The sequence below is a fragment of the Streptomyces sp. NPDC001351 genome (genome assembly GCF_042896045.1).
Classification (GTDB): domain Bacteria; phylum Actinomycetota; class Actinomycetes; order Streptomycetales; family Streptomycetaceae; genus Streptomyces.
In genome coordinates, this window is the sequence record NZ_JBIAWS010000015.1 from 1 (window position 1) to 24,732 (window position 24,732).

Consider the following 24,732-nt stretch of genomic DNA (forward strand, 5'->3'; position numbering starts at 1 on the left):
CAGCAGCAGACTCACGGCCGACGCCCCGTCACCGCATCAAAAATGGTGCACTTTCATCCGTACGAGGTGGCGCACGTTCGCTTGTACGCCGACACACCGCGCCCGCACCGGCCAGGAGATCGACCTCGATGCGCTGCGCGCCCGCCTCGGCGTCCCGCCCGCCATGGCCGACGCCATCGCCACCCAACTCGCCTGACACGGAAAGGACTTGAAGCCATGGGATTCCTCTTCCAGCGCCTCGTGCGCTACGGCCCCGTGGAGATCGGCCGCGCCCTCAACAAGAACGGCGACAAGGGCTACATCGCCTCCTGCACCGCGGACCAGTGCGGCTGGTCGGCCGAATACAGCAGCTACGGCGCCGTCTGCATCGCGGCCAAGGGCCACCGCTGCCAGATCAAGAGCAAGTACGAGAACCGGAAGGGCTGACCCGTGTCCGTGCCGCTGTGGTTCTTCATCGCCTGCCTCGCCGCCGTCGGCGTCAAAACCCTCCGCCCGCCCCTCTGGCTGGTGATCGTCCTGCTGATCGGCGGATACCTCGCCGCCAACAGCCTGTTCGCCCCGCTCTTCAACCCGTTCGTCAAGTAGCCATACCTGGAAGGGAGTTCACCGATGCTCCGCCCGAAGATCCCGACCATGCCGACCCCGACCGGCACGGCCACCCCGCCCGCGGTCGTGGAGCCCACCGCCGTCGTCCCGGCCACCCAGACCCCGCCGCCGCCCGCTCCGTTGGCCCCGGCGCCATCCCGGCCGGTCGTCCAGCTCACCCCCGGCACCGTGATCGCCCTCGTCGGCGGCGGCACCGCCGTCGTCCTGGTCGTCGGCGCCGTCCTTGTCTCGATGCTCCTTGCTGTGGCCATTACGGGCGTCTCGGTCGCCGTGGTCGCGGTCGTGCTGCGCTCCCTGCTCGCCTCCGAGGCGAAGCACCGCTGACCGGCCCCCGGAGCGGCGTCAACCGCCAAGTCTCGTCCGCTCCGGGCGCCGTCCCTACCCGATCTCTCAACCGGAAGGAACCTCCATCATGACCGGCCCGACCCCGGCCACCACCACGAACGCGCGGATCTGCCCGGACTGCGACGGCTTCGCCACTGCCGCCGTCACCTCCGGCCCTCGCGAGGCCTCCGGCCAGCTACCCACCCTCGCGGTCAACTGCGCGGCCTGCCACGGCAACGGCACCGTGCCGCTGCGTCCGCGTCTGACCGCCGCGGATGTGGAGGTCGCCGCCTGATGGACACCGCGACCTTCGCGGGCCTGGACCCCATCACCCTCGGCGACGCGCTGCGGGTGGCCGGGCTTCCGGGCTTCGACCGCTGGCAAGACCAGATCAGGCGCACCGGCGGCTGCGCCGACCCCATCCACCTGACCGGCTGGGTCCTGCACAAAGACAAGACCACCGGCCAGACCCTGCACCACTACAGCACCGAGGGCGAGCCGGGCGGGCGCCTCCGCGTGGCCTGCGGCAACCGCCGGGCCTCTCGCTGCCCGTCCTGCGCCTGGACCTACGCCGGAGACACCTACCACCTCATGCGAGCCGGGCTCGCCGGAGATGAGGCCAAGGACATCCCGGCCACCGTCAGGGATCACCCCCGGGTCTTTGCCACCTTCACCGCCCCGTCGTTCGGCCCGGTCCACAACCGGCCCGACCACGGCGCCTGCCGCTGCGGCCACCGCCACCGCGAGGATGACCCCGCCCTCGGCACGGCCCTCGATCCCGCCTCGTACGACTACGCGGCCGCCGTGCTCTTCAACAACCACGCCGGAGAGCTGTGGATGCGCTTCACCAACCGGCTCCGCCGCGAGATCGCCGCCCGCGCCGGACTGCCCCAGCGCGAACTCAAGGAAGTCTGCCGGGTCTCCTACGGCAAGGTCGCGGAGTTCCAGAAGCGGGGCGCGATCCACTTCCATGCCGTGATCCGCCTCGACGGCCCGGACGGACCCGACTCCCCTCCGCCCTCCTGGGCCAGCACCAACCTGCTCACCAAGGCGATCCGCGCCGCCGTCCGGCACTCGTACACGTCGGTCTCGGTCCCGGCCGCCGGGGGCCAGCCCGCCCGCACCTTCTGCTGGGGCCGACAGCTCGACGTCCGGCCCGTCAAGGCCTTCGGGGACGGCTCAGAGCTGACCGAACAGGCCGTCGCCTCCTACGTCGCCAAGTACGCCACCAAGGCCGCGGAGAACACCGGAACCCTCGACCGCCGGATCGGCGAACTCGCCGAACTCGACCGCCACGGCGTCCCCGACCACGCCCGCCGCCTGATCACCGCATGCCGCGACCTCGACAAGCTGTACCCGAACCGGCGCCTGTGGGCCTGGGCGCACATGCTCGGCTTCCGCGGCCACTTCTCCTCCAAGTCCCGCCGCTACTCCACCACCCTCGGCACACTCCGCCAGGCCCGCGCCGACTACCGCGCCACCCAGGAACGCGAAGCCCTCGGCCTCGACGAGCGTGAGCCGGACACCGTCCTCGTCCTGGCCGACTGGCAATACGCCGGACACGGCCACACCCCCGGCGAATCCGCCCTCGCCGCCACCATCGCCCGCAACCTCCAGCTCAACCGCGAAACCGCCCGCGAGGAGCTGCGCGCGCTGGCCGACGAGAGGGAGTGGTGACCATGGCATCGGAGCTGCCGGACGGCTTCCTGACCCCTGACGACCTGGTCGTGATGTTCAAGCTCCCCAGCGTCGAGACGGTCTACCAATGGCGTCGCAAGCGCACCGGTCCCCGCGGCTTCCGCGTCGGCCGGCACCTCCGCTTCGACCCGGAAGCCGTTCGCGCCTGGGTGGACTCCCAGATGGGAGAGGCTGCCTGATGGCCGGACACATCCAAGACCGGTGGTACAAGACCGAGACTGGGCCGGACGGCAAGACGGTCAAGGTCAAGACCGAGCGTTACGGCACGGGCATGCGCTACCGCGCCCGATACATCGGCCCGGACGGTACGGAGAAGTCCAAGAGCTTCCCGGACCGGCAGAAGCGCCTCGCCGAACAGTGGCTCATCGACATCGCGTCGGACATGACACGCGGCCAGTACATCGACCCTCGCGCGGCCCGGACCACCTTCAAGAGCTACGCCGAGAGGTGGCTCAAGGCCCACACCGCCGACGTATCCAGCAGGATCGTGACCGAACAACGGCTGCGCCTGCATGCGTTCCCAGTCCTCGGGACGCGCCCGCTCGACTCCTTCCGCCCCGAGCACATCCGCGAACTCATCAGCGCCCTGGAGGCGAACCCTGCCGTGAGCGACGCGTATGCGCGCAACATATACGGCGACGTTCGGGCAGTGCTGAGTGCGGCCGTGGACGACGGCCTGTTGCCTCGTAACCCGTGCTCCGCAAAGTCCGTCCGCCCGCCGACCGCCGAGCGGCGCCGCGTCGTGCCGTGGCTGCCCACTCAGGTGCACGCCGTTCGCACGGCGCTCCCGGAGCGATACCGGGCCATGGTGGACACGGGAGCGGGGTGTGGACTCCGGCAAGGAGAGATCGTGGGCCTGGCTGAGGACGCTATCGACTTCGAGGGTGGCATTCTGCGAGTGGTCCGGCAGGTGAAGCTCATCCGAGGTAAGGCCGTGTTCGCCCCGCCGAAGTGCAACAAGGAACGGGACGTACCGCTGCCGTCGTCGGTTGCTGAAGCCTTGCGTGTCCACATGGACGCCTTCAAGCCGGTTGAGATCACGCTGCCGTGGCGGAAGCCGGACGGCCCCAAGGTGACGACCCGACTGCTGTTCACGAACACTGCAAGCGGGGTCGTGTGGCGCAGCAACTTCAACATCCAGGAGTGGAAGCCCGCGCTCGCCGTCGCTGGCCTCATCCCGGACGCCGGGCCGGACGGCAAGTACGAATCGGCGCGCGAGCACGGCATGCATGCGCTGAGGCACTTCTACGCGTCCGTTCTGCTGGACGCCGGGGAGAGCGTCAAGGCCGTCAGCCAGTACCTGGGGCACACCGACCCAGCCCTGACACTGCGCGTGTACGCGCACCTCATGCCCACGAGCAAGGAACGCACCAAACGCGCTATCGACACGGTCTTCCGGCGCTAGGGAACCCCGTTGTGACGGCTGTGGTTTGACGAATGGGCGACGCCCCCCACACGGGGCGCCGCCCATTCGTCAAACCACAGCCCAGACCAGCCGGGCATCCAACCAACCGGCCGCTACACGATGTGAACACGCTCGGTCTCTCCATCTGGGCCTCGCAGAAGCAGGTCGTTTCCCTTCCTCCGGCTGTCTTCGAGGAAGGCATAGATCTGAACCGCCCGATTGATCACATCGGCCTTGTTCAGTCCTGTGGCCTCCATCAGTTCTCTAACGGCCTGAGCCGCCGGAGGCACAAAGGTCACCGAGAAACGCTCACTCGCCGACTGCTCGCTTCCTGCTGAAGCCATGCGGACACCCTCCTACTTCTTCTGATTTGCATCTGATCTTACTTTCCCAACCCTTCGCGCACCTCATGATGCCATGACTGGTGCAAAAACACACCAGTTTGGTGCTAGGGTACCCCCGTCGGCCCAACCGGCGCCGACGAGCAGGAGACGAAAGGAGGGGAGATGTTGAAAGAGAAACGAAACGGCGGGAGTGCAAGGTCACCTGCATAGCGCCGGCCAAAGTCCGCTCTTCATCGAGCGGCAGTTGCGGCACTGACGGAGAGACAGGCGACAGCGAGGAGGTGAAGTCATGACCACGCGCCTGCGGGAGCCCGTCCCGACCTAGGCAGAGTGCCTAGTCACAGAGGACGGGCCAGAAAGGGGCCCCTATGGGTACCCCCAACGGCGGCAAGAAGTCGGAACCAGAACCGACCTCGGCAGCTTTCGTAAAGATCACGACCACTCCGGACGGCCCCACCGCCACGGCTTCCGTGCCTGGGAAGCAAGCAGGGCGAATGCTGGCGACCATCGAGTTCACCTCCAGCATCGGCGGAACCGTGATCGGCCCGTACACGATGGCCAAGGCGCTGGAGTCCATCGGCGCCGGAATGCCATGGCAGGTACAGACAGTGCTACTCGCCCTTGCGGCCGCGCTGCCAGCCATGTGCTTCTGGATGCTGCGGCATCGCCGCCGCGCCTGAGCCAACACCCTGAAGGCCCTCTCCGGAAGTCACCATGGGGACTTCATGGGGAGGGCCTTCAGGCTTCCCGCACGCACGGCCCGGGCACGGCCCGGGCGTACCAGGAGCTGCAACCCAGACGAGGGTAAGACCTGGTCAACGGCCAACTCGGTGCGATGGGAAAACGAGTTCTCCGGGCTTAGGCATGGCTGTACCAGTGTCGCAGATCCGCGGTGTGGCCCGCTCCACCATGAATGCGGGTGAAGGTGAGGCCTCCAGGTGGCCTGCGACCTGCGACGACTACGAGGGCTGCCTAGGCAGTGGTGTGTTCCAGCTTGTCCTTGAGCAGCTGTTCGTTGCGCGGCATCTCCTTGCGGACCTGCGGGCGGACGAGCAGGGGGAGCAGGACCCTGCCGATGCCGTGTCCCTCGAAGTCCATGTCCATGGTGACGTGGGCACGGCGGCCGTCGTCGAGGGGTGTGATCTCGCCGTGGAAGTTGCCCCTGACCGGGCCGTCGATCCCGCGCACGGTCCAGGAGCGCTGCGGTTCGTACTGGGTGCACTCCATGGTCATCGGGATGTCGCGGCGGCCGACGTGCCGGGTGACGCGGACCCGGGATCCGAGGCCGAAGGGGCGGTCGTCGAGCTGTTCGGTGGCGACCGCGCTCAGTTGCCACTCCGGCAGGTGCGAGGGATCGATCATGTACGCCCAGACATCCTCGGGACGGCGGTCCACGTCGAACTCTTCATGGATGGCGGACATGGCGCCTCCTCTTCGGGAGATCCCCTTTGAGGGCTTATATCGGAATCGTCCCACTCGGCCGACCGGTCCGCCATCGTCCGGAAAGCATGGAGCCCCCGCCCTCGGAAGGGCAGGGGCTCCACGCGTCACGCCCGGTCAGCCGGATCCCACGAACAGCACCATCAGCAGCCACACCACCGGCGCCGTCGGCAGCAGCGAGTCCAGCCGGTCCATGATGCCGCCGTGCCCCGGCAGCAGCGTGCCCATGTCCTTGATGCCCAGGTCCCGCTTGATCATCGACTCGCCGAGGTCGCCCAGCGTGGCGCTGGCCGCGACCGCGAGGCCGAGGATCAGGCCCTGCCACCAGGCGCCGTCGTCGATCAGGAACTGCATACACAGCGCGCCCGCCACCATCGCGAACGTGACCGCGCCGAGCAGGCCCTCGCGGGTCTTGCCGGGGCTGATGCGCGGGGCGAGCTTGTGGCTGCCGAAGCGCCAGCCGACGGCGTACGCGCCCGTGTCACTGACCACGGTGAGGAGCAGGAAGGTCAACACACGCCAGGGGCCGTCCTGGGCCGTCAGCATCATGGCCACGAACGTCGCCAGGAAGGGCACGTAGAAGGCTGCGAAGACGCCCGCCGTGACGTCCTTGAGGTAGCCCTCCGGCGGCTCCGTCATGCGCCATACGAGGACGGCGAGCGCCGTGAGTGCCATGGCGACCCATGCGCCCTCCGCGCCCCGCACATAGCCGGCGACGACCATCGCTCCGCCGCCGAGTGCCAGCGGGACCAGGGGCGCCTTGATGCCCTTGCGCTCCTGGAGACGGCTGGTCAGCTCCCACAGGCCGACCACGACCGCGACCGCGACCACACCGACGAACACCGCCTTGACGATGAACAGCGACGCGATGATCACCACACCGAGCGCGACACCGACTCCTATGGCCGCGCCCAGGTCGCGGCCCGCGCTCTTCTTCTGCGGGCGGGGCGCCGGCTGCGGGGCGTCGGGCATGGGCTCCGGATTCTGCTGCGCCGCCGGGTAGGGCGGCGACTGAGGGGGTTCGTCGCGGAACAAGGGGCCGCTCAGCCGAGCGGCCCCCCGGTCGTCATCCTGGTCACCGCCGTACGCGGGTACCTCGGGCACGATGGGCATGGGGCGAGTCTGCTGCGCCTTGGGCGCATCGTACGCGGGACCCGCCGGGGCAGCCCCCTGGACAGGTCCCTGGTCGGACGGCCCCCAGTACCCCGCCTGCGACCCGGTGTGGGGCGGCGATCCCCAGGAAGAGTCGTTCATCAGACCTCGAGCAGCTCCGCTTCCTTGTGCTTCAGGAGCTCGTCCACCTGGGCCACGTACTTGTGGGTGGCGTCGTCGAGTTCCTTCTCGGCGCGGCGGCCCTCGTCCTCGCCGACCTCGCCGTCCTTGATCAGCTTGTCGATGGCGTCCTTGGCCTTGCGGCGCACGGAGCGGATGGACACGCGCGCGTCCTCGGCCTTGCCCTTGGCGACCTTGATGTAGTCGCGACGGCGCTCCTCGGTGAGCTCCGGGAACACCACCCGGATGATGTTGCCGTCGTTGCTCGGGTTGACGCCCAGGTCGGAGTCGCGGATCGCCTGCTCGATGTTGCGCAGCGCCGTCTTGTCGAACGGGGTCACTACCGCCATGCGCGGCTCCGGCACGGAGAACGAAGCCAGCTGGTTGATCGGCGTCGGCGCGCCGTAGTAGTCGGCCACGATCTTGTTGAACATCGCCGGGTGCGCACGACCGGTGCGGATCGCGGCGAAGTCCTCCTTGGCGACCACGACGGCCTTCTCCATCTTCTCCTCGGCCTCGAGGAGGGTCTCTTCGATCACCACTTGCTCCTGCGTGTCTTGAGTAGGCCCGGCTGCTGTTCCATAGGCGTGGGGGCGGCGGCCGGCTGCGTCGCGTCTTCTTCCTGCACGGTTCCCGACCGGCAGGACATTGTCCATCCCCCGGTCAGGGTCCATGGGTGTTGCTGGTCAGTCCCGGCTGCCGTGGTCACCCACAAGCGTGCCGATCTTCTCACCCTTGACGGCGCGGGCGATATTGCCCTCCGCGAGGAGCTCGAAGACGAGGATCGGGAGCTTGTTGTCGCGGCACAGCGTGATCGCGGTGGCGTCGGCGACCTTGAGGTCGCGGGTGATGACCTCGCCGTAGCCCAGGGCGTCGAACTTGACCGCGTCGGGGTTGGTCTTCGGGTCGGAGTCGTACACCCCGTCCACGCCGTTCTTGCCCATCAGCAGCGCCTCGGCGTCGATCTCCAGGGCGCGCTGGGCGGCGGTGGTGTCGGTGGAGAAGTACGGCATGCCCATACCGGCGCCGAAGATGACGACCCGGCCCTTCTCCAGGTGGCGCACCGCGCGCAGCGGGATGTACGGCTCGGCGACCTGGCCCATGGTGATGGCGGTCTGCACCCGCGAGTCGATGCCCTCCTTCTCCAGGAAGTCCTGGAGGGCGAGGCAGTTCATCACGGTGCCGAGCATGCCCATGTAGTCGGAGCGGGCCCGGTCCATGCCGCGCTGCTGGAGCTCCGCGCCGCGGAAGAAGTTGCCGCCACCGATGACGACCGCGACCTGCGCCCCGTCCCGCACGACGGCCGCGATCTCGCGGGCGATCTTGTGCACCACGTCGGGGTCCACTCCCAGGCCCCCGCCACCGGAGAAGGCCTCACCGGACAGCTTCAGCAGAAACCGGCCGCGTACTTTGCCGTCGTCGCTCTTCTGGGGCTTGGTGGTGGTCATGGAGATCCCGCCTCTTTCACGTGTTGCACATACGAAGAAGGCCATTGCCGCTGGGGTGTTGGCATCCCATGCTCGGCAATGGCCTCCTCGTCAGATCTGCTGTCGTCCGTCACGCGCGTGCGTGCCGGACGGCCGGACGGCTGCACTCGACCCTATCGGGCCGAGACGCCGGTCGCGGCACGGACTCAGATGCCGACCTTGATGCGCGTGAAGCGCTTCAGGGTGACACCGGCCTCGTCCAGGACCTTCTGGACGGACTTCTTGTTGTCGAGCGCGTACGGCTGGCCGAGCAGCGTGGCGTCCTTGAAGAAGCCGTTGAGGCGACCCTCGACGATCTTCGGCAGGGCGGCCTCGGGCTTGCCCTCGGCGCGGGTGGTCTCCTCGGCGACACGGCGCTCGGACTCGATGACCTCGGCCGGCACGTCCTCCTTGGAGAGGTACTTCGGCGCGAAGGCGGCGATGTGCTGGGCGACGCCCTTGGCCAGCTCGGCGTCGGCCTTGTCCAGCTCGACCAGGACACCGATCTGCGGGGGCAGGTCGGGCATGGTGCGGTGCATGTAGGAGAAGACGAAACCGTCGGCGAACTGCGCGAAGCGGTCCAGGACGATCTTCTCGCCGAGGTTGGCGTTGGCCTCGTCCACGAACGCCTGGACGGTCTTGCCGGCCTCGATCTCGGAGGCGAGCAGGGCCTCGAGGTCGGCCGGGGAGGTCTTGGCGACGTGCTCGGCGATCGCGTTCGCGACGGCCTGGAACTTCTCGCCCTTGGCGACGAAGTCCGTCTCGCACTTCAGCTCGACCAGGACACCGGAGGTGTTGTCGTCGGCGATGAGGGAGACCACGGCGCCGTTCTCGGCGGAGCGGCCCTCGCGCTTGGCGACGCCCTTCTGGCCCTTGATACGGAGCGCCTCGACGGCCTTGTCGACGTTGCCCTCGGCCTCGTCCAGCGCCTTCTTGCAGTCCATCATGCCGGCGCCGGTGAGCTCACGAAGCTTCTTGACGTCGGCGGCGGTGTAGTTCGCCATGAGTCTGTGAATCTTTCTCGAAGTCTGGAAGATCGAAGATCTACGGGGTCTACGGCCCCCATGTAGCCGGGGGCCGCTGACTCTCCGCCGACCTACGGGTGAACGGCGGGGGCGGATTTCACACCGCCCCCGCCGTCAACTGAAGACGCTGACGGGTCAGGCCTGCTCGGCGTCCGCGGCCGGAGCCTCGGCGGCCGGAGCCTCAGCCGCGGGGGCCTCAGCAGCGGCCTCGGCCGGCTTCTCGGCGGCTTCCTCGGAGTCGGCCTTCTTCTCGCCCTCGAGCAGGTCGCGCTCCCACTCGGCGAGCGGCTCGCCGGCGGCCTTCTCGCCCTTGTCGCCGGTGGCGACACGAGAGCGGGAGATGAGGCCCTCGGCGACCGCGTCGGCGATCACACGGGTGAGCAGGGTGACGGAGCGGATCGCGTCGTCGTTGCCCGGAATCTTGTAGTCGACCTCGTCCGGGTCGCAGTTGGTGTCGAGGATCGCGACGACCGGGATGTTGAGCTTCCGGGCCTCACCGACCGCGATGTGCTCCTTCTTGGTGTCCACGATCCAGACGGCGCTGGGCACCTTCTGCATCTCGCGGATACCACCGAGGGTCTTCTCCAGCTTGGCCTTCTCGCGCGAGAGCACGAGAAGCTCCTTCTTGGTCAGACCCGAGGCGGCGACGTCCTCGAAGTCGATCTGCTCGAGCTCCTTGAGGCGCTGCAGACGCTTGTAGACGGTGGAGAAGTTGGTGAGCATGCCGCCCAGCCAGCGCTGGTTGACGTAGGGCATGCCGACGCGGGTGGCCTGCTCGGCGATGGCCTCCTGCGCCTGCTTCTTCGTGCCGACGAACATGACCGTGCCGCCGTGGGCGACGGTCTCCTTGACGAACTCGTAGGCGCGGTCGATGTACGACAGCGACTGGAGCAGGTCGATGATGTAGATGCCGTTGCGCTCGGTGAAGATGAAGCGCTTCATCTTCGGGTTCCAGCGACGGGTCTGGTGACCGAAGTGGACGCCGCTCTCCAGCAGCTCCCGCATCGTGACGACGGCCATGGCCGTTCTCCTTGAGTTTCTCGGTTGTGCCGCGGGGACCGGACGGCTCCCGCGCCTGACGCCCGCGACGCGCCTTGCCGCTGAGGACCGAGAGGCGCTGACACCGACCGTTTGACGGCCTGGTGTCGGGGCGTGCGAAGTCGACCCGGTGACCCGGATCGCCAGAAGAAGTGTACGGGACCCGCGAGGCACCGGGTGACGCCGCTGTCCACAACCGGGGAGTAGTCCACAGCTCCCGGCCATGATCCGGGGCGGCGCGGGAGGCTTCTCGCATGCGAGCGAGGCGATACGTGCAGATGACGTGGGCGGCACTGCTGGGACTGGCGTTGACCGCCCTGTCCCCCTGGGCCTGGGCGGACGAGCCGCCGCCGGCCCCGGCCCCGGACCCACCGGTCCCCGCCGTCGGCCGCGCCTGGCCGGTGGGAACCCGTCCCACCGTCCTGCGAGGCTGGGAACCGCCGGCGACGGTCTACGGCCGTGGCCACCGGGGCGTGGACCTGGCAGCCCCGGCCGGAACGCCGGTGAGAGCGGTGGCAGCCGGCCGCGTCTCCTTCGCGGGCCGAGTGGCGGGCCGCGGCGTGATCTCCGTACAGCTGACGGCCACGAACCTGCGAACGACATACGAACCGGTGAGGGCGTCGGTGCAGAAGGGCGACGAGGTGACGCCGGGCGAGGTGGTGGGCACGGTGGAACCGGGATCCGGCCACTGCCCGGTCACGTGCGTGCACTGGGGCTTGCTCAGCGGCGACACCTACGTGGATCCGCTGTCCCTGCTCCCACCGTGGCTGCTGCACCGGGGCCCCTCCAGGCTGCTGCCGGTACTCGGGGTACCGCTGCCCTCGTAGCCGCCGTGGCCTGCGGGCAGTCGTGCCGTCCGGGGCGGCTCCCGACGGCAGCCCCACCGGCGGTCAGCCGCGAACGCCCCGCAAAGCCATGGCCACCGCAGCCTCAGTGATCGCCGAAGGCTCCTCCGCCGCCCCCAGCTCGATCCGCCGCACAGCCGCGTCCACAACCCCCTGCACCAGCATCGCGGCCAACCGGGGCGAGGAATGCCCCATCTCCCCGAGCGCCTCGACGATCATCGCGACCAGCCCCCCGTGCGCGGCCCGGATCTTCTCCCGGGCCCCCGCATCCAGCTCACTCGCGGAGATCGCCACGACAGCCCGGTGCCGCCGGTCCCCGACCAGCACCAACTGCTGCCGCACATATGCCTCGACCTTGCCTTCGGCCGACCCCGCCCGCTCCATCGCCGCCGAGACCTCCGCGGCCCACACCGGGAAGTCGACCGCGCACAGTTCCTCGACGACGGCCGCCCGGGAGCGGAAGTACTCGTACACGGACGACCGCGCGAGCCCCGTCCGCTCGGCGAGGGCCGGGAACGTCAGCGCCTCCGTCCCACCCTCGGACAGCAGAGACCGGGCCGCGTCCAGCAGGGCGGCTCGCTGCATCGACCGGTGTTCGGCCACGGAGGCCGCTCGAATCCTTGGCACGTCAACCACTTTACGGACGGACCACCCCCGACGGGAGTGAGTCGGGCCGCTCAGCGTCCGAAGCTCGCCAGCTTCGCCCGCAGCTGCAGCACCGACTTGGTGTGGATCTGACTCACCCGGCTCTCGGTCACGCCGAGCACGTTCCCGATCTCGGCGAGCGTGAGGCCCTCGTAGTAGTACAGCGTGACGACGGTCTTCTCCCGCTCGGGCAGGGTGTTGATCGCCCGGGCCAGGAACCGCCTGAGCTCCCGGTCCTCGGCCACCTCCACGGGGTTGTCGGCGGCGGTGTCCTCCAGCGTGTCCATGAGACTGAGCCGGTCGCCGCCCTCACCCCCCACATGCAGCAGCTCTTCCAGGGCCACCACGTTGGCCAGGGACAACTGGCTGAACACGGCGTGGAGTTCATCGACGGGGATGCCCATCTCCACGGCCACCTCGCCCTCCGACGGTGTCCGCCTCAGACGCGCCTCCAGGGTCGCGTACGCCCGCTCCACGTTCCGCGCCTTCTGCCGCACCGACCGCGGGATCCAGTCCAGCGCCCTCAGCTCGTCGATCATCGCGCCCCGGATGCGGGTGATCGCGTACGTCTCGAACTTGATCTCCCGGTCGATGTCGAACTTCTCGATCGCGTCGATGAGCCCGAACACCCCGGAGGAGACGAAGTCGGCCTGCTCCACGTTCGGTGGCAGACCGACGCTCACCCGGCCCGCCACGTATTTCACCAGCGGCGAGTAGTGCAGGATCAGCTGCTCCCGCAGCCGCTCGTCGCCCGTGTCCTTGTACGACCGCCACAGCTCGTCGAGCGTCGAGGGAGCGGGCGGCCGCACGCTGCCACCGTCACGGGCGGCTGGGGGGATCGCCGCCCGGTCGGACCCGGAGGTGTGCTGGGGCATTCGTCGCCTTGTGCCGTTCTGCAGTGAAGTGGGGGTGCCTGGGGGAGCTGTCGGTCTGGTGTCGAGATGCCGGTCTGTGCCGGAATCCTCGTGAGCGTAGCGTGACTGAAGTGTCGCGGTGCGCGAAGACCGGCGCGGATCGGGTGCGCAGATACGTTCCGCAGGACGCCCCACAGAGTCACGGCGATCGCTGTGCGTGACCGCCGGGGGACGCCAACTACGCGCATTTGCACAGGTGTCAGGCTTCCCCCGGACGGCCGAACACGCTCGGTCAGCAGGGACTGCGACCCCCGCGGACGGAGATCATCGCCTGGCGTGTCAACTTCCAGCCGTCGCCGTGTCGTTCGACGTAACCGAGTGATCGGAGTTCGTACAGTCTCGCGATCGCGTCGTCCTGCGTGGTCTGCGCACCCCGCGCGATGTCACCGGGCGGCGCCGCCCCGCGTCCGGGCAACGCTGCCAGGACCCGGCGGGCGGCGGGCTCCAGCAGATCGCGGGGCAGCACCGGTCCGCGCCGGTCCGGGGCCAGTTCGCCCATGTCTCCGACCAGCTCGACGACTTCCGCCGCGTCGGTGACGAGCACGGCGTCGCCCCGCAGGAGCTCGTGCACTCCGGCGGACAGACCGCTGGTGGCCGGCCCGGGCACGCCCATCGTGTGGCGCCCCATCCGCTGCGCGGCCCGCGCCGTGACCAGTGAGCCGCTGCGGTGCGCGGCCTCGACGACCACGGTGCCCCTGGTCAGGGCGGCGATCACCCGGTTGCGGACGATGAACCTGCTCGGCGTCGGATGATCGCCGGGCGGCAACTCCCCGATCACCAGTCCCTGTTCCGCGATCCTGCCGAGCAACTCGGTGTGTCCGCGCGGGTAGGCCCGGTCGGCCCCGCAGGCCAGCACGGCGACGGTGGCACCCCCGGCGCCGAGCGCGCCCCTGTGTGCGGCGCCGTCGACCCCGTAGGCACCGCCTGACACCACCACCCACCCGTGCTCGGCGAGCCCGGCGCCGAGCGTGGCCGCCATGTGCGCCCCGTACTCGGTGCACGCCCGTGCCCCGACGACGGCGACGGATCTGAGCGCCCACATCCGCAGACTGGGCCGCCCCCGCACCCACAGCCCCACCGGCCGCGCGTCCCCCAGGTCGTCGAGCTGCCCGGGCCATTCGCCGTCCCCGGGCATCACGAACCGCATATCGGCCTCCTGGGCGGCGGCGAGATCCCGCTCGGGCTCGGCCTGCCCGGCCCGGTCCAGCAGCCCGGCCCACCGCTTGTCGGTGACCCCGACGAGCTGCGGCCCGCCCTCGCGCAGCCGTCGCACCACTTCCACCGCGCCGAGCTCCCGCAGCCACCGCCCGCCGACTTCGTCGCCCGGTTCGAGAACACGGCTGAGAAAGACACGGGCGAACAGCTCGCCGGCCGGGTCGTCACCGAGGCTCATGTCAGCGCCCCGATGGCCATGGGCACACCCCGCGGCACGCCGGTTCGCAGTTGCAGCGCCAAGGCGACGTCCGTCGCGTCGGGCCGGTCGTGGCCGACGAGGTCCGCGACGGTCCAGGCGACACGCAGCACGCGGTCGAGCCCGCGGGCGGTCAGCACGCCCCGCTCCAGATTCCGTTCCGCCTCGTCCATCGCCCCGGCCGCGGCGTGCCAGCGGCTGCGCAGCTCCCGCCCGGGGACCTCGCTGTTGGTCCGCCACGGCGTGCCCGCGAGCCGCGCCCCCGCCCGCTCCCTGGCCGCCCGTACCCGGTCGGCGACGATCGTGGTGGACTCGCCCCCGGCGCCCCGCTGGGTCAGCTGGCCGCGGGTGACCCGGTCGACCTCGACCCGCAGGTCGACCCGGTCGAGCAGCGGGCCGGACAGCCGCGCCTGGTAGCGGCGGATCGCCGAGGGCGGGCACTCGCAGAAGTCGTCCAGCTGCGAGAAGCGGCCGCAGGGGCAGGGGTTCGCCGCGAGCACCATCAGGAATTTCGCCGGGAACCGCACGACACCCGCGCTGCGTGCGATCACCACGTGCCCCGCCTCCAGGGGCTGCCGCAGCGCGTCGAGGGCGTGGCTGCTGAACTCGGGCGTCTCGTCGAGGAAGAGGACGCCCCGGTGGGAGAGCGAGACCGCGCCGGGCCGCGCGATGCTCGGGCCGCCGCCCACGAGCGCCTGCATGGTGGCCGAATGGTGCGGGGCGCAGTACGGAGCGACATCGATCAGGGGTTTGCCCGGGGGCAGCAGCCCCGCCACCGAGTGCACCGCCGTGACCTCCAGCGACTCCTGTCGGCTGAGCAGCGGGAGGATCGCAGGGAGCCGCTCGGCGAGCATGGTCTTCCCGGCGCCGGGCGGGCCCTCCAGGAACAGGTGGTGGCCTCCCGCCGCGGCGACCTCCACCGCCGTCCGCGCGGAGATCTGGCCCACCACGTCGGCGAGGTCATGACCCTGGTCGTGCTGGGCGGCGCCCAGGCTGTGCATCCCCGTGGCCGCGCCCGTACCGGGCACCCGCAGGCCGGCCAGCAGTGGGTCGGGACGGCCCTGCTCGTCCGGTTCCTCCTCGGGTACCGGCTCGTCCGCCAGGACCGCGATCAGCTGGCGCAGGCTGCGCACCCCCAGGACGGAGACACCGGGCACCAGCGAGGCCTCGGCGGCCGCGCACTCGGGCACGACCACCTGCTCGTAGCCCGCGTCCGCCGCGGCCAGCACCGCCGGCAGAATGCCCCGCACGGGGCGGACGCGGCCGTCCAGGCCCAGCTCCCCGACCATGACGATGTCAGCCAGCACCCGCGGGTCGATGCGCTCGCAGGCGCCGAGGACTGCGCAGGCGACGGCCAGGTCGAAGCCGCTGCCGGCCTTCGGCACCGAGGCCGGGCTCAGCCCCACCGTCAGCTTCTTCTGCGGCCACTCGCCGCCCGAGTTGACGACCGCCGCCCGCACCCGGTCCCGGCTCTCGCTCAGACTCTTGTCCGGCAGCCCCACCAGAGTGAACGCCGCCACCCCCGGCTCCAGATCCGCCTGGACCTCGACCACCACGCCCTCGACGCCGACGAGCGCCACCGAGCACGTACGCGCGAACCCCATCAGGCCACCCCCCGCGCGTGTTCGACCACGGGTGCGCCGCGGTCGGGGAGCACGACGCCCACCAGGTCGATACGGACGCCGCCCGGCGGGGCCCCGCCGTGTTGCTGCGCCCAGCGTTCCGCCAGACCGCGCAGGCGCTGCGCCTTGGTCGGCGTGACCGCGGCCATCGGGTGCTGGAAGATGCCCGCCCTGCGGGTCTTCACCTCGCAGACCACCAGGACGTCGCCGTCCCGGGCCACGATGTCGATCTCACCCGTCCTGCCGGAGCGCCAGTTGCGCTCCAGGACCGTCATGCCGGCGTCCGTCAGCCGCCGCGCGGCCAGATCCTCGCCGTACCTGCCCATGGCACTGCGTTGTGCGTTGCGTGTCCTCATGTCGGCACCACCTCCGGCGCCAACCGTCACGCATCCGCTCCCACCAAGTGGATCTTGGTGGACTACTCGGCGGTTGTGGACAAACTCGTCACCCGCACGAGCGACCTACCGTCGCCGTCAGCCGCCCGGCAGCTCGAGATCGCTCTTGTTCAGCTCCTCGATGTTCACGTCCTTGAACGTGAGTACCCGCACCTGCTTCACGAACCGAGCCGGCCGGTACATGTCCCAGACCCAGGCGTCCGCCATCGACACTTCGAAGAACACCTCGCCCTGGACCGAGTGCACCTGCATCTCGTAGTCGTTGGTCAGGTAGAAGCGCCGCTCGGTCTCGATCACGTATTTGAACAGACCGACGACATCGCGGTACTCCCGGTAGAGCTTCAGCTCCATCTCGGTCTCGTACTTCTCGAGGTCCTCGGCGCTCATGGCAGCTTCCCCTTCAGCCGTGCGATCCCACCATTGTGCGCCAGTCCCGTCAGCCCCTAGACGATTTCGGGGTCAAGGGTCACGGGCCCGGCCGGGGGACCTTCGTCGAGCAGTCTGCGGAGCAGCTCGGCGAGTCTGGTCGGATACACGGTCTCATGCGCCCGGGCAAGTTCCCGACACGTCCACCAGCGTGCTCCGGCGACGCTGCGCCGCTCCAGTTCCGTGAGGCCCGTGGCCCCGGGCACCACCCTGGACGTGTCCGTCGTACGGGCCAGGTAGTACCACTCGTCCTGGTCCCAGCGGCGGCCCGCGAACGGGAAGGAGCACATCCGCCGCCACAGCACCGGGCCGAGTTCGACATCGGTGATGCCGGTCTCCTCGGCGAGTTCCCTGAGGGCGGCCTCCTCACGACTCTCCTCGCCCTCCAGTCCGCCGCCGGGCGTGAACCACCAGTCGTCGGCCGGATCGTCCGGCTCATGGCCGTGCAGGAGCAGGATGCGGTCCTCGGGGTCGAGCAGAACCACCCGGGCCACCTTGCGCAGCCCGCCCCGGTAGGAGTCCTCGTACCCGTCGGCAGTCTCAGCGTGCACCCACGGGCTCCGTCCGCGCCCGGGCGCGGCGCCCGCCCATCCGCTTGGCGATGGGGCCGTACGCGCCGCCGCCGAGGACGAGGACGGCTCCGGCCACGATCAGGGCGACGATGATCCGCAGCGGGCCCGGCTGGGAGAGCACACCGAGGGTCTCGAAGCCGGTGGGGCGTTGCAGCATGCCCTTCATGGGCCAGACGACGGCGTCCACGCGGGCCGTCACGGCGGAGCGCGCGACGGTGCCCTGGGCGGCGTCACTGAGGTGGGCGGAGGAGTCCAGCGACCCCTGGCGCTCGTCGCCGAGCAGGAACAGGCGGCCCTGGGGGACCTTCACGGTGGGGATGTTCTTGTCCTCGACGACGCTGCCCTTGAGATAGCCCTCGTCGATCTGCTTGCCGTTGACGGTCAGCTTGCCGTTGGTGCAGCAGGAGACCGTGTCACCGCCGACCGCGACCACGCGCTTGACCACGGAGGCGTTGGTCACCCAGGACTTGTCGTTGAAGACGACGACGTCGCCCCGGTGGATCTCACTGCCGTCGACGCGCTGGGCCAGGACCCGGTCGCCGGCGTCGATCGTCGGCGTCATCGAGGTGGTCGGCACGGTGTACGGCCGGTACACCACCGCTGCCCAGCCGAATCCGCCGAGGAACAGCACAATGCCCAGTGCCACCGCCAGTCCGGACAGTCGCTGTCCGGTCCTGCTGCCCACCGGGCCCGTGCTCTTGCCACCGCTGCGCGGGGCCGTACGCGTAGTGCTCTCGCCACCCATGGGTCCGCACCCTACCCGGCAGTACCTGACCCGGTCAGCCCCTCATGGCAGACCGAGGTCACAGCTGCACCAGGGCTTCACCAAGGCACGGTCAGGCGGAGTGCTCCGCACTCGCTGTGCGGGTCTCGACCGCCGCGATCTTCCTACGACGCCACAGGGCCACCGGCACCACCCCGGTCAGGGCGAGCGCGTTCGGAGCGCCCGTCAGGGCGGCGGACGCCGAGGACTGGTCGTTCAGTCCCGGCTGGTCGAAGGTGTCCGGGATCGGGAGGGTGTCCCAGCGGGTGATGGGCCAGGCGATGACGATGGCGCGTCCGACGACCTTGCTCACCGGAACCATGCCGTTGTGCTTGTCGCTCTGGTTGTAGCGCGAGTCCCGCGAGTTCTGACGGTGGTCGCCCATGACCCAGATGTAGCCCTTGGGGACCTTCACCGTGAACTGGCCGCCCTGGTCGTCGACGCTGCACGGGGTGTTGCCCGCGTACACGAACGACACGTCGTTGAGCGCCTTGCCGTTGACCCTGAGCGGGCCGGAGCCCTTGCAGGAGACGGTGTCGCCGCCGACGCCGATGACGCGCTTGATGAGGTCCTTCTCCTCGGCGGACGGCATCAGGCCGATCCAGCTGAGGGCCTTCTGCAGCGGGTTCGGATTGGCCGTGGGCTCGCCCGCCAGCCAGTTGTCCGGGTCGTGGAAGACGACGACCTCGCCGCGCTCCGGCTTCGAGCCGAACCAGGGGGTGAGTTTGTCGACCAGTACCCGGTCGCCCTGCTGAAGGGTGTTCTGCATCGAGTCCGAAGGGATCGAGAACGCCTGCACCAGGAACGTCTTGATCAGCAGCGCCAGCACGAGCGCGATGCCGATCAGGATGGGCAGCTCCTTCAAGAAGGAGCGTTGCTTCTTGGACTTGGGGGGTGAACCGTCCGACCCCTTTTCCTCGGTCCGGTTCCGCTCGCCCGGCGCGGTGCCGTCGTCGGTCGCCCCGGAGTCACTCCCGGAGGTCACGGCGCCGTCCGCGGCCGGGACAGCTGCGGAAACCCCTTGGCCGGGCTGTCCGCGGTGCTCCTCGCCGTCGTGTCCGGATCGTGCGCCAACCGCCACATCCCCCACGCCAACTCCTTACTCTGTGCCGCTGCCTGCCCCAGACGCGGTGCAGGCCCACTACTCCCATAACGAGCGGGAGTTCCGCAGGGGTCGGGAGCTGGACCGTTCCGTTGAAATAGTCAGGAGCAACCCTATGCGACAGCCGCGGGGACGCGGTCGTCCCCGACACGGAGTTGGAGACGGAGGAGAAAGTTTTAGGTTCTTTCAAGGAAGTCCAGTGCCCGAACGGCCAGGCGATCACCATCGCCCGTCCCACCACGGAATCCTCGGAGACCGTGCCGCCGTAGGGCGTGTTCTGATGCGCGCGGGAGTCCGCGGAGTTGCCCCGGTGGTCGCCCATCACCCACAACCGTCCCTTGGGGACGGTGATGTCGAACGGCTGTGTGGAGGGGGCGTTTCCGGGATACAGATAGTCGCCCTCGGTCAGGGGAACGCCGTTGACGGTCACCCGCCCCTGTGTGTCACAGCACTTGACGTGGTCGCCGCCGACGCCGATGACCCGCTTGATGAGGTCCTTCTCGTTGTCGGACGGCAGCAGGCCGATGAAGGTGAGTCCCTCCTTGACCTGCTTGACGACGACGGGGTCGCTCTTCTTGGCCGTGGTCTGCTCGCCCGCGAGCCAGCCGCCCGGGTCCTTGAACACGACGACGTCCCCGCGCTTGGGCTTCGAGCCGAACCACGGGGTGAACTTGTCGACGAGGACACGGTCGCCGATCCGGATCGTCTGCTCCATGGAGCCGGACGGGATCACGAACGCCTGGACGAGGAACGTCTTCAGGACCAGTGCTATGAGGACCGCGACGCCGACGAGGAGGGGTATCTCCTTGACCGCGCTGCGCCGGCGCTTTCGTTTGACCTTGCGCTGCAGCTTGCGCCGTTCGGCGCGGGTGCGGCCGCCGCCCCCGGCCACCGGGCCGGAGGCGCGGCGGGAGCCGGTGGGCAGCAGACCGTCGGCCGGGCCGCTCGCGGCACCGCGCGGTTTGCCACGGTTACCCATGCGCACCGTCCGCGGCGGGCACGCGCGCGTAGGCGCCGGGACGCTGCAGGCGGGTCCAGTGGGCGGTGGGCCAGACGATCCAGTCGGCGCGTCCGATGACGTCCGAGACGGGGATCATGCCGCCGCCGGGTGAGCCCAGGTGGTCGCGGGAGTCGCTGGAGTCGCTGCGGTGGTCGCCAAGGACGAAGAGGGTGCCGTCGGGCACGACGACGGTGAAGGGAACCGTGGAGGGGCTGTCACCGGGGTGGAGGAACGTCGACTCGTCGACCGACCGGCCGTTCACCTCGATCCTCCCCTCCTTGTCGCAGCAGACCACGTGGTCTCCCCCTACGCCCACGACGCGTTTGATGTAGTCGGCGTTCCCGAAGTACCCGGTGCCGTCGAACACGACGACATCGCCGCGCCGCGGCTCGGCACCGAAACGGTACGCCAACTTATTTACGAGAACGCGGTCGCCGATCCTCAATCCGTTTTCCATGGATCCGCTGGGAATCTGGAATGGTTGGACCACGAAAGTGTTGAGGAGCAGCAAAAACACCAGGCAGACGAGGAGCGTCAGGCTGATCCGCCCACCGGGCAGCCAGTCGGCGACCCGCGACACCAACGAGAAACGCGACCGTCCCTCCGGTCCTGCTGTGTCCGAAGTCTCCTGGGAGCTCTCGTCGGATACGGCAGGGCGGGAGGAGCGGTCGCGCTCCGTCGGCTGTGCTTCGGTGTCCATCGAGGCCAGATGCTATCCGGCCTCCGCAAGAACGCCTGCGCGAGCTCAGCTGTCGCGCTTCTCCTTGATCTTCGCGGCCTTACCGCGCAGCTCGCGCAGGTAGTACAGCTTGGCGCGACGCACGTCACCGCGGGTGACGAGCTCGATCTTCTCGACGATCGGGGTGTGCACCGGGAAGGTGCGCTCGACGCCGACGGAGAAGGAGACCTTGCGGACCGTGAAGGTCTCGCGGACACCGGCGCCCTGGCGGCGGATCACAACGCCCTTGAACTGCTGCACACGGGAGCGGTTGCCCTCGATGACGCGGACGTGGACGTTGACGGTGTCACCCGGGCGGAAGGCCGGGACGTCGCTGCGCAGCGACGCGCTGTCGACGGAGTCGAGCAGGTGAGACATTTCGTCTGCTTTCTTCGCCCATGCCACAGGTCATAGGCGGGAACTAGGTTTTCCAAGAGGATGCTGTCCGTGTCGGGGCGGGCGTCGTGTCCCCCTGTGGCAGGGGCGCACGCCGGACGACGCACAACAGCGGTCTATTCTTCCACGCCCTCGGTCCTGCGCCAAAATCGGCCGTACGGCTCCCCCTCGGGGTCCGGGGCCCAGCCCAGGATGGAGAGCATCTCGCGGTCCTTCTTGTCGAAGGCCTTGGGGTCGCAGCGCTCGATCAGATCGGGCCGGTTGGCCGTCGTACGCCTGAGGGCCTCGTCGCGGCGCCAGCGGGCGATCTTGCCGTGGTGGCCGCTGAGCAGCACGTCGGGGATGCCGCGGCCGCGCCACTCGGGCGGCTTGGTGTAGACGGGGCCTTCCAGGAGGTTGGCCATGGCGCCGGGGGCGAAGGAGTCGTCGCGGTGGGACTCGGCGTTGCCGAGGACCCCGGGCAGCAGGCGGGCCACGGCCTCCGTGATCACCAGGACGGCCGCCTCGCCGCCGGCGAGGACGTAGTCGCCGATGGACACCTCGTGGACCGGCATCCGGGTGGCGTACTCGTCGATCACCCGGCGGTCGATGCCCTCGTAGCGCGCGGGCGTGAAGATCAGCCAGGGGCGCTCGGAGAGTTCGACGGCGAGTTCCTGGGTGAAGGGGCGGCCGCTCGGGGTGGGGACGATCAGCGCGGGCGCGTGCGAGCCGGTTTCGTAGCCGTCGGCGAGGGCGGAGTCCAGGGCGTCGCCCCAGGGGTCGGTCTTCATGACCATGCCCGGGCCGCCGCCGTAGGGGGTGTCGTCGACGGTGTTGTGGCGGTCGTAGGTCCAGTCGCGCAGATCGTGCACATGGACGTTCAGCTGGCCACGCGCGCGTGCCTTGCCGACGAGAGAGACGTTCAGGGGGTCCAGGTACTCGGGGAAGATCGTGACGACGTCGAGGCGCATGTCTTACGACTCTTCCCGCGCGGGCACACTGCGTCCATCAGCGACTTCGTCGCGGGCAGCCTGGTCGTCGATCAGGCCGGGCGGCGGGTCGATGACCGCTTTCTGCTCCTCGAGGTCGATCTCCGTGACGATCTCCTCGACGAAGGGGATCAGTACCTCGCTGCCGTCCGGGCGCTCCACGATGAACAGGTCCTGGGAGGGCAGGTGCGAGATCTCGGTGATACGGCCGACCTCGGCGCCGTCCTTGGTGACCACGTCCAGGTCCATCAGCTGGTGGTCGTAGTACTCGTCCTCCTCCTCGGGGAGCACCTCCGGGTCCACCTCGGCGATCAGGAGGGTGTTGCGCAGTGCCTCGGCCGCGTTGCGGTCGCGCACGCCCTCGAAGCGCAGGAGCAGGCGGCCGCTGTGGACGCGGCCCGTCTCGATGGTGAGCGGACCCGCCGAGGCGGGGTCGGTGGCCAGTACGGCGCCGGGTGCGAGCCGCAGTTCGGGCTCGTCGGTACGGACCTCGACGGTGACCTCGCCCTTGATGCCGTGGGCACGGCCGATCCGTGCGACTACGAGCTGCACTTCCCAGGATCTCCTGTCGTAACGACTGGTAACGACTACGGGCCGGGGACGGCGCAGTGGCCCTCCCCGGCCCGAGCCGGTGTTGCGTTTGGCGTCAGCGGACGTGGTCCACGTCGACGAGGTCGACGCGGACACCGCGGCCGCCGATGGCGCCCACGACGGTACGCAGAGCGCGCGCGGTGCGGCCGTTGCGGCCGATCACCTTGCCGAGGTCGTCGGGGTGGACCCGGACCTCGAGCACACGGCCGCGGCGCAGGTTGCGCGAGGCGACCTGCACATCGTCAGGGTTGTCGACGATGCCCTTCACGAGGTGCTCGAGAGCCTCCTCGAGCATGCTCAGGCCTCGGTGGACGCGGACTCGGCGGCAGCCTCGTCCTTCTTCTCAGCCTTCTTCTTCTGGGTGATGGCCTCACCCTTGCCCTCGTCGTCGCCACCGAGGGCGTCGAACACCGGGCGAGCAGCCTTCGGCTCGGCCACGAGCAGCGGAGCCGGGGCCGGCAGGCCCTTGAACTTCTGCCAGTCGCCGGTCAGCTTCAGGATGGCGAGAACGGGCTCGGTCGGCTGCGCGCCGACACCCAGCCAGTACTGCGCGCGCTCCGAGTCGACCTCGATGCGCGAGGGGTTCTGCACCGGGTGGTACAGACCGATCTCCTCGATCGCACGGCCGTCACGACGGGTGCGGGAGTCGGCGACGACGATGCGGTAGTGAGGCGAACGGATCTTGCCCAGACGCTTCAGCTTGATCTTGACTGCCACGGGAGTGGGTTCTCCTGGATTTGACGTGGTTGGGCACGGCGAGATTGCCGCGTGGGGTTGCGGTACCCGAGTGCCCGATGGACGCGTCAGCCGGAGGCGAGAGGGTTCCTGTGCGGCTGTCGAGTACAGCTAGCCATTGTGCCACACCCTGCGGGTCGCTTTTGGCCGAGGGGTGCGAGCCTCGCCTGGGCATGGCTGAGGGGCACCCGGCGCTGCAGGTGCCCTCGGGGTGGTCGCGCGGCCCAGCGCTACGGGGTGCCGCCTGCGCCACCCGTGCCGCCCCAAGCGGCACGACTGCCCGCAGACGGCGTCGGCTCCCCGCGCGCGGTGCTCCGGATTCCGGCAGCCACGAGATGCCGGTGCTCCAGGGCCCGCGCCTATGCGGCCCCCACGACCTCCGGGATCCGGAACGGCTTGCCGCAGCCGCCGCAGACGATCGGCGCCTGGGCCAGTACCGACGGGACGACCCGTACGTTACGGCCGCAGTCGCACACCGCCTTCACTCGCACTCCGCCCCCGGACGAGCCGTGCCGGGCCGCCGGGCCGCGGAAGCTCTTCGGGGTGTCGGCCGAGGTGGCTGCCGTGTGGGCCTTGAGGGCGCGCTGCAGCCGCTCGATGGTCGGGCGGTAGCGGCGCTTGGCCTCGGGGTTGAGCGTGACCAGTGAGAAGCCGCTGCTGGGGTGCGGTTCCTCGGGGTGGTCCAGGCCCAGCTCCTCGGCGATCGCGAGGAATCTGCGGTTGTGGTACCGGCCGGCGCGGGACGTGTCGCGTACGCCGCGCGCGGCGGCGATGCCATGGACTGCCTCATGGAGCAGTCGCTCGAAGGAGAGCTCGTGACCGCACGCGGACGACGACTCTCCGATCAGGGACTCTGGCGCGGCAAGGTCCGGCAGCTCGGGGTGGTACCGCTGAATGTCGGCCCACGCCTCTGCCAGCTCTGCGGCGAGAACAGGTGGTGTCTGTGTCGTGCTCACGTAATGACAACGAGCGGGGCCTCGAATGTGTTCCTATTCCGGGCCATCCCAAATA

33 protein-coding genes and 1 pseudogene are annotated in these 24,732 nt (G+C 69.5%); 10 read left to right on the plus strand and 24 right to left on the minus strand.

Going from position 1 to position 24,732, the window contains the following annotated elements:
- The 8 genes and pseudogenes from ACFY1U_RS39830 to ACFY1U_RS39865 form a co-directional block, all read left to right on the plus strand.
- Positions 1–196: pseudogene (locus ACFY1U_RS39830) on the plus strand (hypothetical protein); the annotation flags it as partial.
- 20 nt (positions 197–216) lie between these two features.
- Complete coding sequence (locus tag ACFY1U_RS39835; RefSeq protein WP_390698937.1) at positions 217–426, plus strand: mobile element transfer protein; 210 nt, start codon at positions 217–219, stop codon at positions 424–426.
- 3 nt (positions 427–429) lie between these two features.
- Positions 430–585 (plus strand): hypothetical protein, encoded by a 156-nt coding sequence (locus tag ACFY1U_RS39840; RefSeq protein WP_390698938.1) that lies wholly within the window; start codon positions 430–432, stop codon positions 583–585.
- Positions 586–609: 24 nt separating this feature from the next.
- Positions 610–930: a SpdD-like protein gene (locus ACFY1U_RS39845; protein WP_390698939.1), complete on the plus strand. Its 321-nt coding sequence runs from the start codon at positions 610–612 to the stop codon at positions 928–930.
- An 88-nt stretch (positions 931–1,018) separates the two neighbouring features.
- On the plus strand, positions 1,019–1,225 hold the full coding sequence (locus tag ACFY1U_RS39850) for a hypothetical protein (RefSeq protein ID WP_390698940.1): 207 nt from the start codon (positions 1,019–1,021) through the stop codon (positions 1,223–1,225).
- A complete protein-coding gene (gene repSA, locus ACFY1U_RS39855) occupies positions 1,225–2,607 on the plus strand; it encodes a replication initiator protein RepSA (protein ID WP_390698941.1) in 1,383 nt (460 codons plus the stop codon). Before ACFY1U_RS39850 ends, repSA begins: the two co-directional genes overlap by 1 nt.
- Positions 2,608–2,609: 2 nt before the next feature.
- Positions 2,610–2,807 (plus strand): helix-turn-helix transcriptional regulator, encoded by a 198-nt coding sequence (locus ACFY1U_RS39860; RefSeq protein ID WP_390698942.1) that lies wholly within the window; start codon positions 2,610–2,612, stop codon positions 2,805–2,807.
- The gene (locus ACFY1U_RS39865) at positions 2,807–4,033 is read left to right on the plus strand and encodes a tyrosine-type recombinase/integrase (protein ID WP_390698943.1); all 1,227 of its coding nucleotides are present in this window, start codon (positions 2,807–2,809) and stop codon (positions 4,031–4,033) included. The genes ACFY1U_RS39860 and ACFY1U_RS39865 overlap by 1 nt, the downstream gene beginning before the upstream one ends.
- Before the next feature lie 113 nt (positions 4,034–4,146).
- On the opposite strand, the gene ACFY1U_RS39870 is transcribed toward ACFY1U_RS39865, so the two are convergent.
- A complete protein-coding gene (locus tag ACFY1U_RS39870; RefSeq protein WP_390698944.1) occupies positions 4,147–4,377 on the minus strand; it encodes a hypothetical protein in 231 nt (76 codons plus the stop codon).
- A gap of 368 nt (positions 4,378–4,745) precedes the next feature.
- On the opposite strand from ACFY1U_RS39870, the gene ACFY1U_RS39875 reads away from it, so the two are divergent.
- On the plus strand, positions 4,746–5,057 hold the full coding sequence (locus tag ACFY1U_RS39875; protein WP_390698945.1) for a hypothetical protein: 312 nt from the start codon (positions 4,746–4,748) through the stop codon (positions 5,055–5,057).
- Positions 5,058–5,349: 292 nt separating this feature from the next.
- On the opposite strand, the gene ACFY1U_RS39880 is transcribed toward ACFY1U_RS39875, so the two are convergent.
- The 6 genes from ACFY1U_RS39880 to rpsB form a co-directional block, all read right to left on the minus strand.
- The gene (locus ACFY1U_RS39880; RefSeq protein WP_390698946.1) at positions 5,350–5,799 is read right to left on the minus strand and encodes an SRPBCC family protein; all 450 of its coding nucleotides are present in this window, start codon (positions 5,797–5,799) and stop codon (positions 5,350–5,352) included.
- Positions 5,800–5,934: 135 nt separating this feature from the next.
- A complete protein-coding gene (locus ACFY1U_RS39885) occupies positions 5,935–7,071 on the minus strand; it encodes a phosphatidate cytidylyltransferase (protein WP_390698947.1) in 1,137 nt (378 codons plus the stop codon).
- Complete coding sequence (gene frr, locus ACFY1U_RS39890) at positions 7,071–7,628, minus strand: ribosome recycling factor (protein WP_365831963.1); 558 nt, start codon at positions 7,626–7,628, stop codon at positions 7,071–7,073. Before frr ends, ACFY1U_RS39885 begins: the two co-directional genes overlap by 1 nt.
- 147 nt (positions 7,629–7,775) lie before the next feature.
- Positions 7,776–8,537: a UMP kinase gene (gene pyrH / locus ACFY1U_RS39895; RefSeq protein ID WP_390698948.1), complete on the minus strand. Its 762-nt coding sequence runs from the start codon at positions 8,535–8,537 to the stop codon at positions 7,776–7,778.
- A gap of 185 nt (positions 8,538–8,722) precedes the next feature.
- Positions 8,723–9,559: a translation elongation factor Ts gene (gene tsf, locus ACFY1U_RS39900; protein WP_390698949.1), complete on the minus strand. Its 837-nt coding sequence runs from the start codon at positions 9,557–9,559 to the stop codon at positions 8,723–8,725.
- Positions 9,560–9,715: 156 nt separating this feature from the next.
- The gene (gene rpsB / locus ACFY1U_RS39905) at positions 9,716–10,600 is read right to left on the minus strand and encodes a 30S ribosomal protein S2 (RefSeq protein WP_390698950.1); all 885 of its coding nucleotides are present in this window, start codon (positions 10,598–10,600) and stop codon (positions 9,716–9,718) included.
- Between the two features lie 272 nt (positions 10,601–10,872).
- Between rpsB and ACFY1U_RS39910 the strand changes: the two genes are divergently transcribed.
- Positions 10,873–11,445, plus strand: a complete 573-nt coding sequence (locus ACFY1U_RS39910) for a M23 family metallopeptidase (RefSeq protein WP_390698951.1) — start codon at positions 10,873–10,875, stop codon at positions 11,443–11,445.
- A gap of 63 nt (positions 11,446–11,508) precedes the next feature.
- Here ACFY1U_RS39910 and ACFY1U_RS39915 read toward each other — a convergent pair whose 3' ends face one another.
- From ACFY1U_RS39915 to ACFY1U_RS39995, 17 genes are all read right to left on the minus strand, one after another.
- Entirely contained in the window at positions 11,509–12,066 is a 558-nt protein-coding gene (locus ACFY1U_RS39915; protein ID WP_115905632.1) for a TetR/AcrR family transcriptional regulator, read from the minus strand.
- 74 nt (positions 12,067–12,140) lie between these two features.
- Positions 12,141–12,983: an RNA polymerase sigma factor WhiG gene (gene whiG, locus ACFY1U_RS39920; RefSeq protein ID WP_390667746.1), complete on the minus strand. Its 843-nt coding sequence runs from the start codon at positions 12,981–12,983 to the stop codon at positions 12,141–12,143.
- A 271-nt stretch (positions 12,984–13,254) separates the two neighbouring features.
- Entirely contained in the window at positions 13,255–14,415 is a 1,161-nt protein-coding gene (gene dprA, locus ACFY1U_RS39925) for a DNA-processing protein DprA (protein ID WP_390698952.1), read from the minus strand.
- Positions 14,412–16,037: a YifB family Mg chelatase-like AAA ATPase gene (locus ACFY1U_RS39930; protein WP_390698953.1), complete on the minus strand. Its 1,626-nt coding sequence runs from the start codon at positions 16,035–16,037 to the stop codon at positions 14,412–14,414. The genes dprA and ACFY1U_RS39930 overlap by 4 nt, the downstream gene beginning before the upstream one ends.
- Positions 16,037–16,441 (minus strand): YraN family protein, encoded by a 405-nt coding sequence (locus tag ACFY1U_RS39935; protein ID WP_390698954.1) that lies wholly within the window; start codon positions 16,439–16,441, stop codon positions 16,037–16,039. Before ACFY1U_RS39935 ends, ACFY1U_RS39930 begins: the two co-directional genes overlap by 1 nt.
- An 87-nt stretch (positions 16,442–16,528) precedes the next feature.
- Complete coding sequence (locus tag ACFY1U_RS39940; protein ID WP_003965949.1) at positions 16,529–16,837, minus strand: DUF2469 domain-containing protein; 309 nt, start codon at positions 16,835–16,837, stop codon at positions 16,529–16,531.
- A gap of 56 nt (positions 16,838–16,893) precedes the next feature.
- The gene (locus ACFY1U_RS39945) at positions 16,894–17,427 is read right to left on the minus strand and encodes an NUDIX hydrolase (protein ID WP_390698955.1); all 534 of its coding nucleotides are present in this window, start codon (positions 17,425–17,427) and stop codon (positions 16,894–16,896) included.
- Positions 17,417–18,193, minus strand: a complete 777-nt coding sequence (lepB, locus tag ACFY1U_RS39950; RefSeq protein WP_390698956.1) for a signal peptidase I — start codon at positions 18,191–18,193, stop codon at positions 17,417–17,419. Before lepB (ACFY1U_RS39950) ends, ACFY1U_RS39945 begins: the two co-directional genes overlap by 11 nt.
- Positions 18,194–18,284: 91 nt before the next feature.
- On the minus strand, positions 18,285–19,292 hold the full coding sequence (gene lepB, locus ACFY1U_RS39955) for a signal peptidase I (protein ID WP_390698957.1): 1,008 nt from the start codon (positions 19,290–19,292) through the stop codon (positions 18,285–18,287).
- Positions 19,180–20,292: a signal peptidase I gene (gene lepB, locus ACFY1U_RS39960; protein ID WP_390698958.1), complete on the minus strand. Its 1,113-nt coding sequence runs from the start codon at positions 20,290–20,292 to the stop codon at positions 19,180–19,182. Before lepB (ACFY1U_RS39960) ends, lepB (ACFY1U_RS39955) begins: the two co-directional genes overlap by 113 nt.
- Positions 20,285–21,013, minus strand: coding sequence for a signal peptidase I (gene lepB, locus ACFY1U_RS39965; protein ID WP_390698959.1), 729 nt, complete (start codon positions 21,011–21,013; stop codon positions 20,285–20,287). Before lepB (ACFY1U_RS39965) ends, lepB (ACFY1U_RS39960) begins: the two co-directional genes overlap by 8 nt.
- 45 nt (positions 21,014–21,058) lie before the next feature.
- Positions 21,059–21,409: a 50S ribosomal protein L19 gene (rplS, locus tag ACFY1U_RS39970; RefSeq protein ID WP_030866123.1), complete on the minus strand. Its 351-nt coding sequence runs from the start codon at positions 21,407–21,409 to the stop codon at positions 21,059–21,061.
- Positions 21,410–21,543: 134 nt separating this feature from the next.
- On the minus strand, positions 21,544–22,377 hold the full coding sequence (gene trmD, locus ACFY1U_RS39975) for a tRNA (guanosine(37)-N1)-methyltransferase TrmD (protein WP_390698960.1): 834 nt from the start codon (positions 22,375–22,377) through the stop codon (positions 21,544–21,546).
- Positions 22,378–22,380: 3 nt separating this feature from the next.
- On the minus strand, positions 22,381–22,947 hold the full coding sequence (gene rimM / locus ACFY1U_RS39980) for a ribosome maturation factor RimM (protein WP_390698961.1): 567 nt from the start codon (positions 22,945–22,947) through the stop codon (positions 22,381–22,383).
- Positions 22,948–23,041: 94 nt separating this feature from the next.
- A complete protein-coding gene (locus ACFY1U_RS39985; protein ID WP_003973401.1) occupies positions 23,042–23,281 on the minus strand; it encodes an RNA-binding protein in 240 nt (79 codons plus the stop codon).
- A 2-nt stretch (positions 23,282–23,283) separates the two neighbouring features.
- A complete protein-coding gene (rpsP, locus tag ACFY1U_RS39990; RefSeq protein ID WP_099931567.1) occupies positions 23,284–23,703 on the minus strand; it encodes a 30S ribosomal protein S16 in 420 nt (139 codons plus the stop codon).
- Positions 23,704–24,080: 377 nt separating this feature from the next.
- Positions 24,081–24,677, minus strand: a complete 597-nt coding sequence (locus tag ACFY1U_RS39995; RefSeq protein WP_030943152.1) for a hypothetical protein — start codon at positions 24,675–24,677, stop codon at positions 24,081–24,083.
- Positions 24,678–24,732 lie beyond the last annotated feature (55 nt).

Excerpts from the sequence above, each read along its gene's own strand:
- ACFY1U_RS39835 (WP_390698937.1), top strand. The coding sequence starts at position 217 with ATGGGATTCCTCTTCCAGCGCCTCGTGCGCTACGGCCCCGTGGAGATC.
- ACFY1U_RS39845 (WP_390698939.1), top strand. The coding sequence starts at position 610 with ATGCTCCGCCCGAAGATCCCGACCATGCCGACCCCGACCGGCACGGCC.
- ACFY1U_RS39850 (WP_390698940.1), top strand. The coding sequence starts at position 1,019 with ATGACCGGCCCGACCCCGGCCACCACCACGAACGCGCGGATCTGCCCG.
- repSA (WP_390698941.1), top strand. The coding sequence starts at position 1,225 with ATGGACACCGCGACCTTCGCGGGCCTGGACCCCATCACCCTCGGCGAC.
- ACFY1U_RS39860 (WP_390698942.1), top strand. The coding sequence starts at position 2,610 with ATGGCATCGGAGCTGCCGGACGGCTTCCTGACCCCTGACGACCTGGTC.
- ACFY1U_RS39865 (WP_390698943.1), top strand. The coding sequence starts at position 2,807 with ATGGCCGGACACATCCAAGACCGGTGGTACAAGACCGAGACTGGGCCG.
- ACFY1U_RS39870 (WP_390698944.1), bottom strand. The coding sequence starts at position 4,377 with ATGGCTTCAGCAGGAAGCGAGCAGTCGGCGAGTGAGCGTTTCTCGGTG.
- ACFY1U_RS39875 (WP_390698945.1), top strand. The coding sequence starts at position 4,746 with ATGGGTACCCCCAACGGCGGCAAGAAGTCGGAACCAGAACCGACCTCG.
- ACFY1U_RS39880 (WP_390698946.1), bottom strand. The coding sequence starts at position 5,799 with ATGTCCGCCATCCATGAAGAGTTCGACGTGGACCGCCGTCCCGAGGAT.
- ACFY1U_RS39885 (WP_390698947.1), bottom strand. The coding sequence starts at position 7,071 with ATGAACGACTCTTCCTGGGGATCGCCGCCCCACACCGGGTCGCAGGCG.
- pyrH (WP_390698948.1), bottom strand. The coding sequence starts at position 8,537 with ATGACCACCACCAAGCCCCAGAAGAGCGACGACGGCAAAGTACGCGGC.
- tsf (WP_390698949.1), bottom strand. The coding sequence starts at position 9,559 with ATGGCGAACTACACCGCCGCCGACGTCAAGAAGCTTCGTGAGCTCACC.
- rpsB (WP_390698950.1), bottom strand. The coding sequence starts at position 10,600 with ATGGCCGTCGTCACGATGCGGGAGCTGCTGGAGAGCGGCGTCCACTTC.
- ACFY1U_RS39910 (WP_390698951.1), top strand. The coding sequence starts at position 10,873 with ATGCGAGCGAGGCGATACGTGCAGATGACGTGGGCGGCACTGCTGGGA.
- whiG (WP_390667746.1), bottom strand. The coding sequence starts at position 12,983 with ATGCCCCAGCACACCTCCGGGTCCGACCGGGCGGCGATCCCCCCAGCC.
- dprA (WP_390698952.1), bottom strand. The coding sequence starts at position 14,415 with ATGAGCCTCGGTGACGACCCGGCCGGCGAGCTGTTCGCCCGTGTCTTT.
- ACFY1U_RS39930 (WP_390698953.1), bottom strand. The coding sequence starts at position 16,037 with ATGGGGTTCGCGCGTACGTGCTCGGTGGCGCTCGTCGGCGTCGAGGGC.
- ACFY1U_RS39940 (WP_003965949.1), bottom strand. The coding sequence starts at position 16,837 with ATGAGCGCCGAGGACCTCGAGAAGTACGAGACCGAGATGGAGCTGAAG.
- lepB (WP_390698956.1), bottom strand. The coding sequence starts at position 18,193 with ATGGGTGGCGAGAGCACTACGCGTACGGCCCCGCGCAGCGGTGGCAAG.
- lepB (WP_390698958.1), bottom strand. The coding sequence starts at position 20,292 with ATGGGTAACCGTGGCAAACCGCGCGGTGCCGCGAGCGGCCCGGCCGAC.
- lepB (WP_390698959.1), bottom strand. The coding sequence starts at position 21,013 with ATGGACACCGAAGCACAGCCGACGGAGCGCGACCGCTCCTCCCGCCCT.
- rplS (WP_030866123.1), bottom strand. The coding sequence starts at position 21,409 with ATGTCTCACCTGCTCGACTCCGTCGACAGCGCGTCGCTGCGCAGCGAC.
- trmD (WP_390698960.1), bottom strand. The coding sequence starts at position 22,377 with ATGCGCCTCGACGTCGTCACGATCTTCCCCGAGTACCTGGACCCCCTG.
- ACFY1U_RS39985 (WP_003973401.1), bottom strand. The coding sequence starts at position 23,281 with ATGCTCGAGGAGGCTCTCGAGCACCTCGTGAAGGGCATCGTCGACAAC.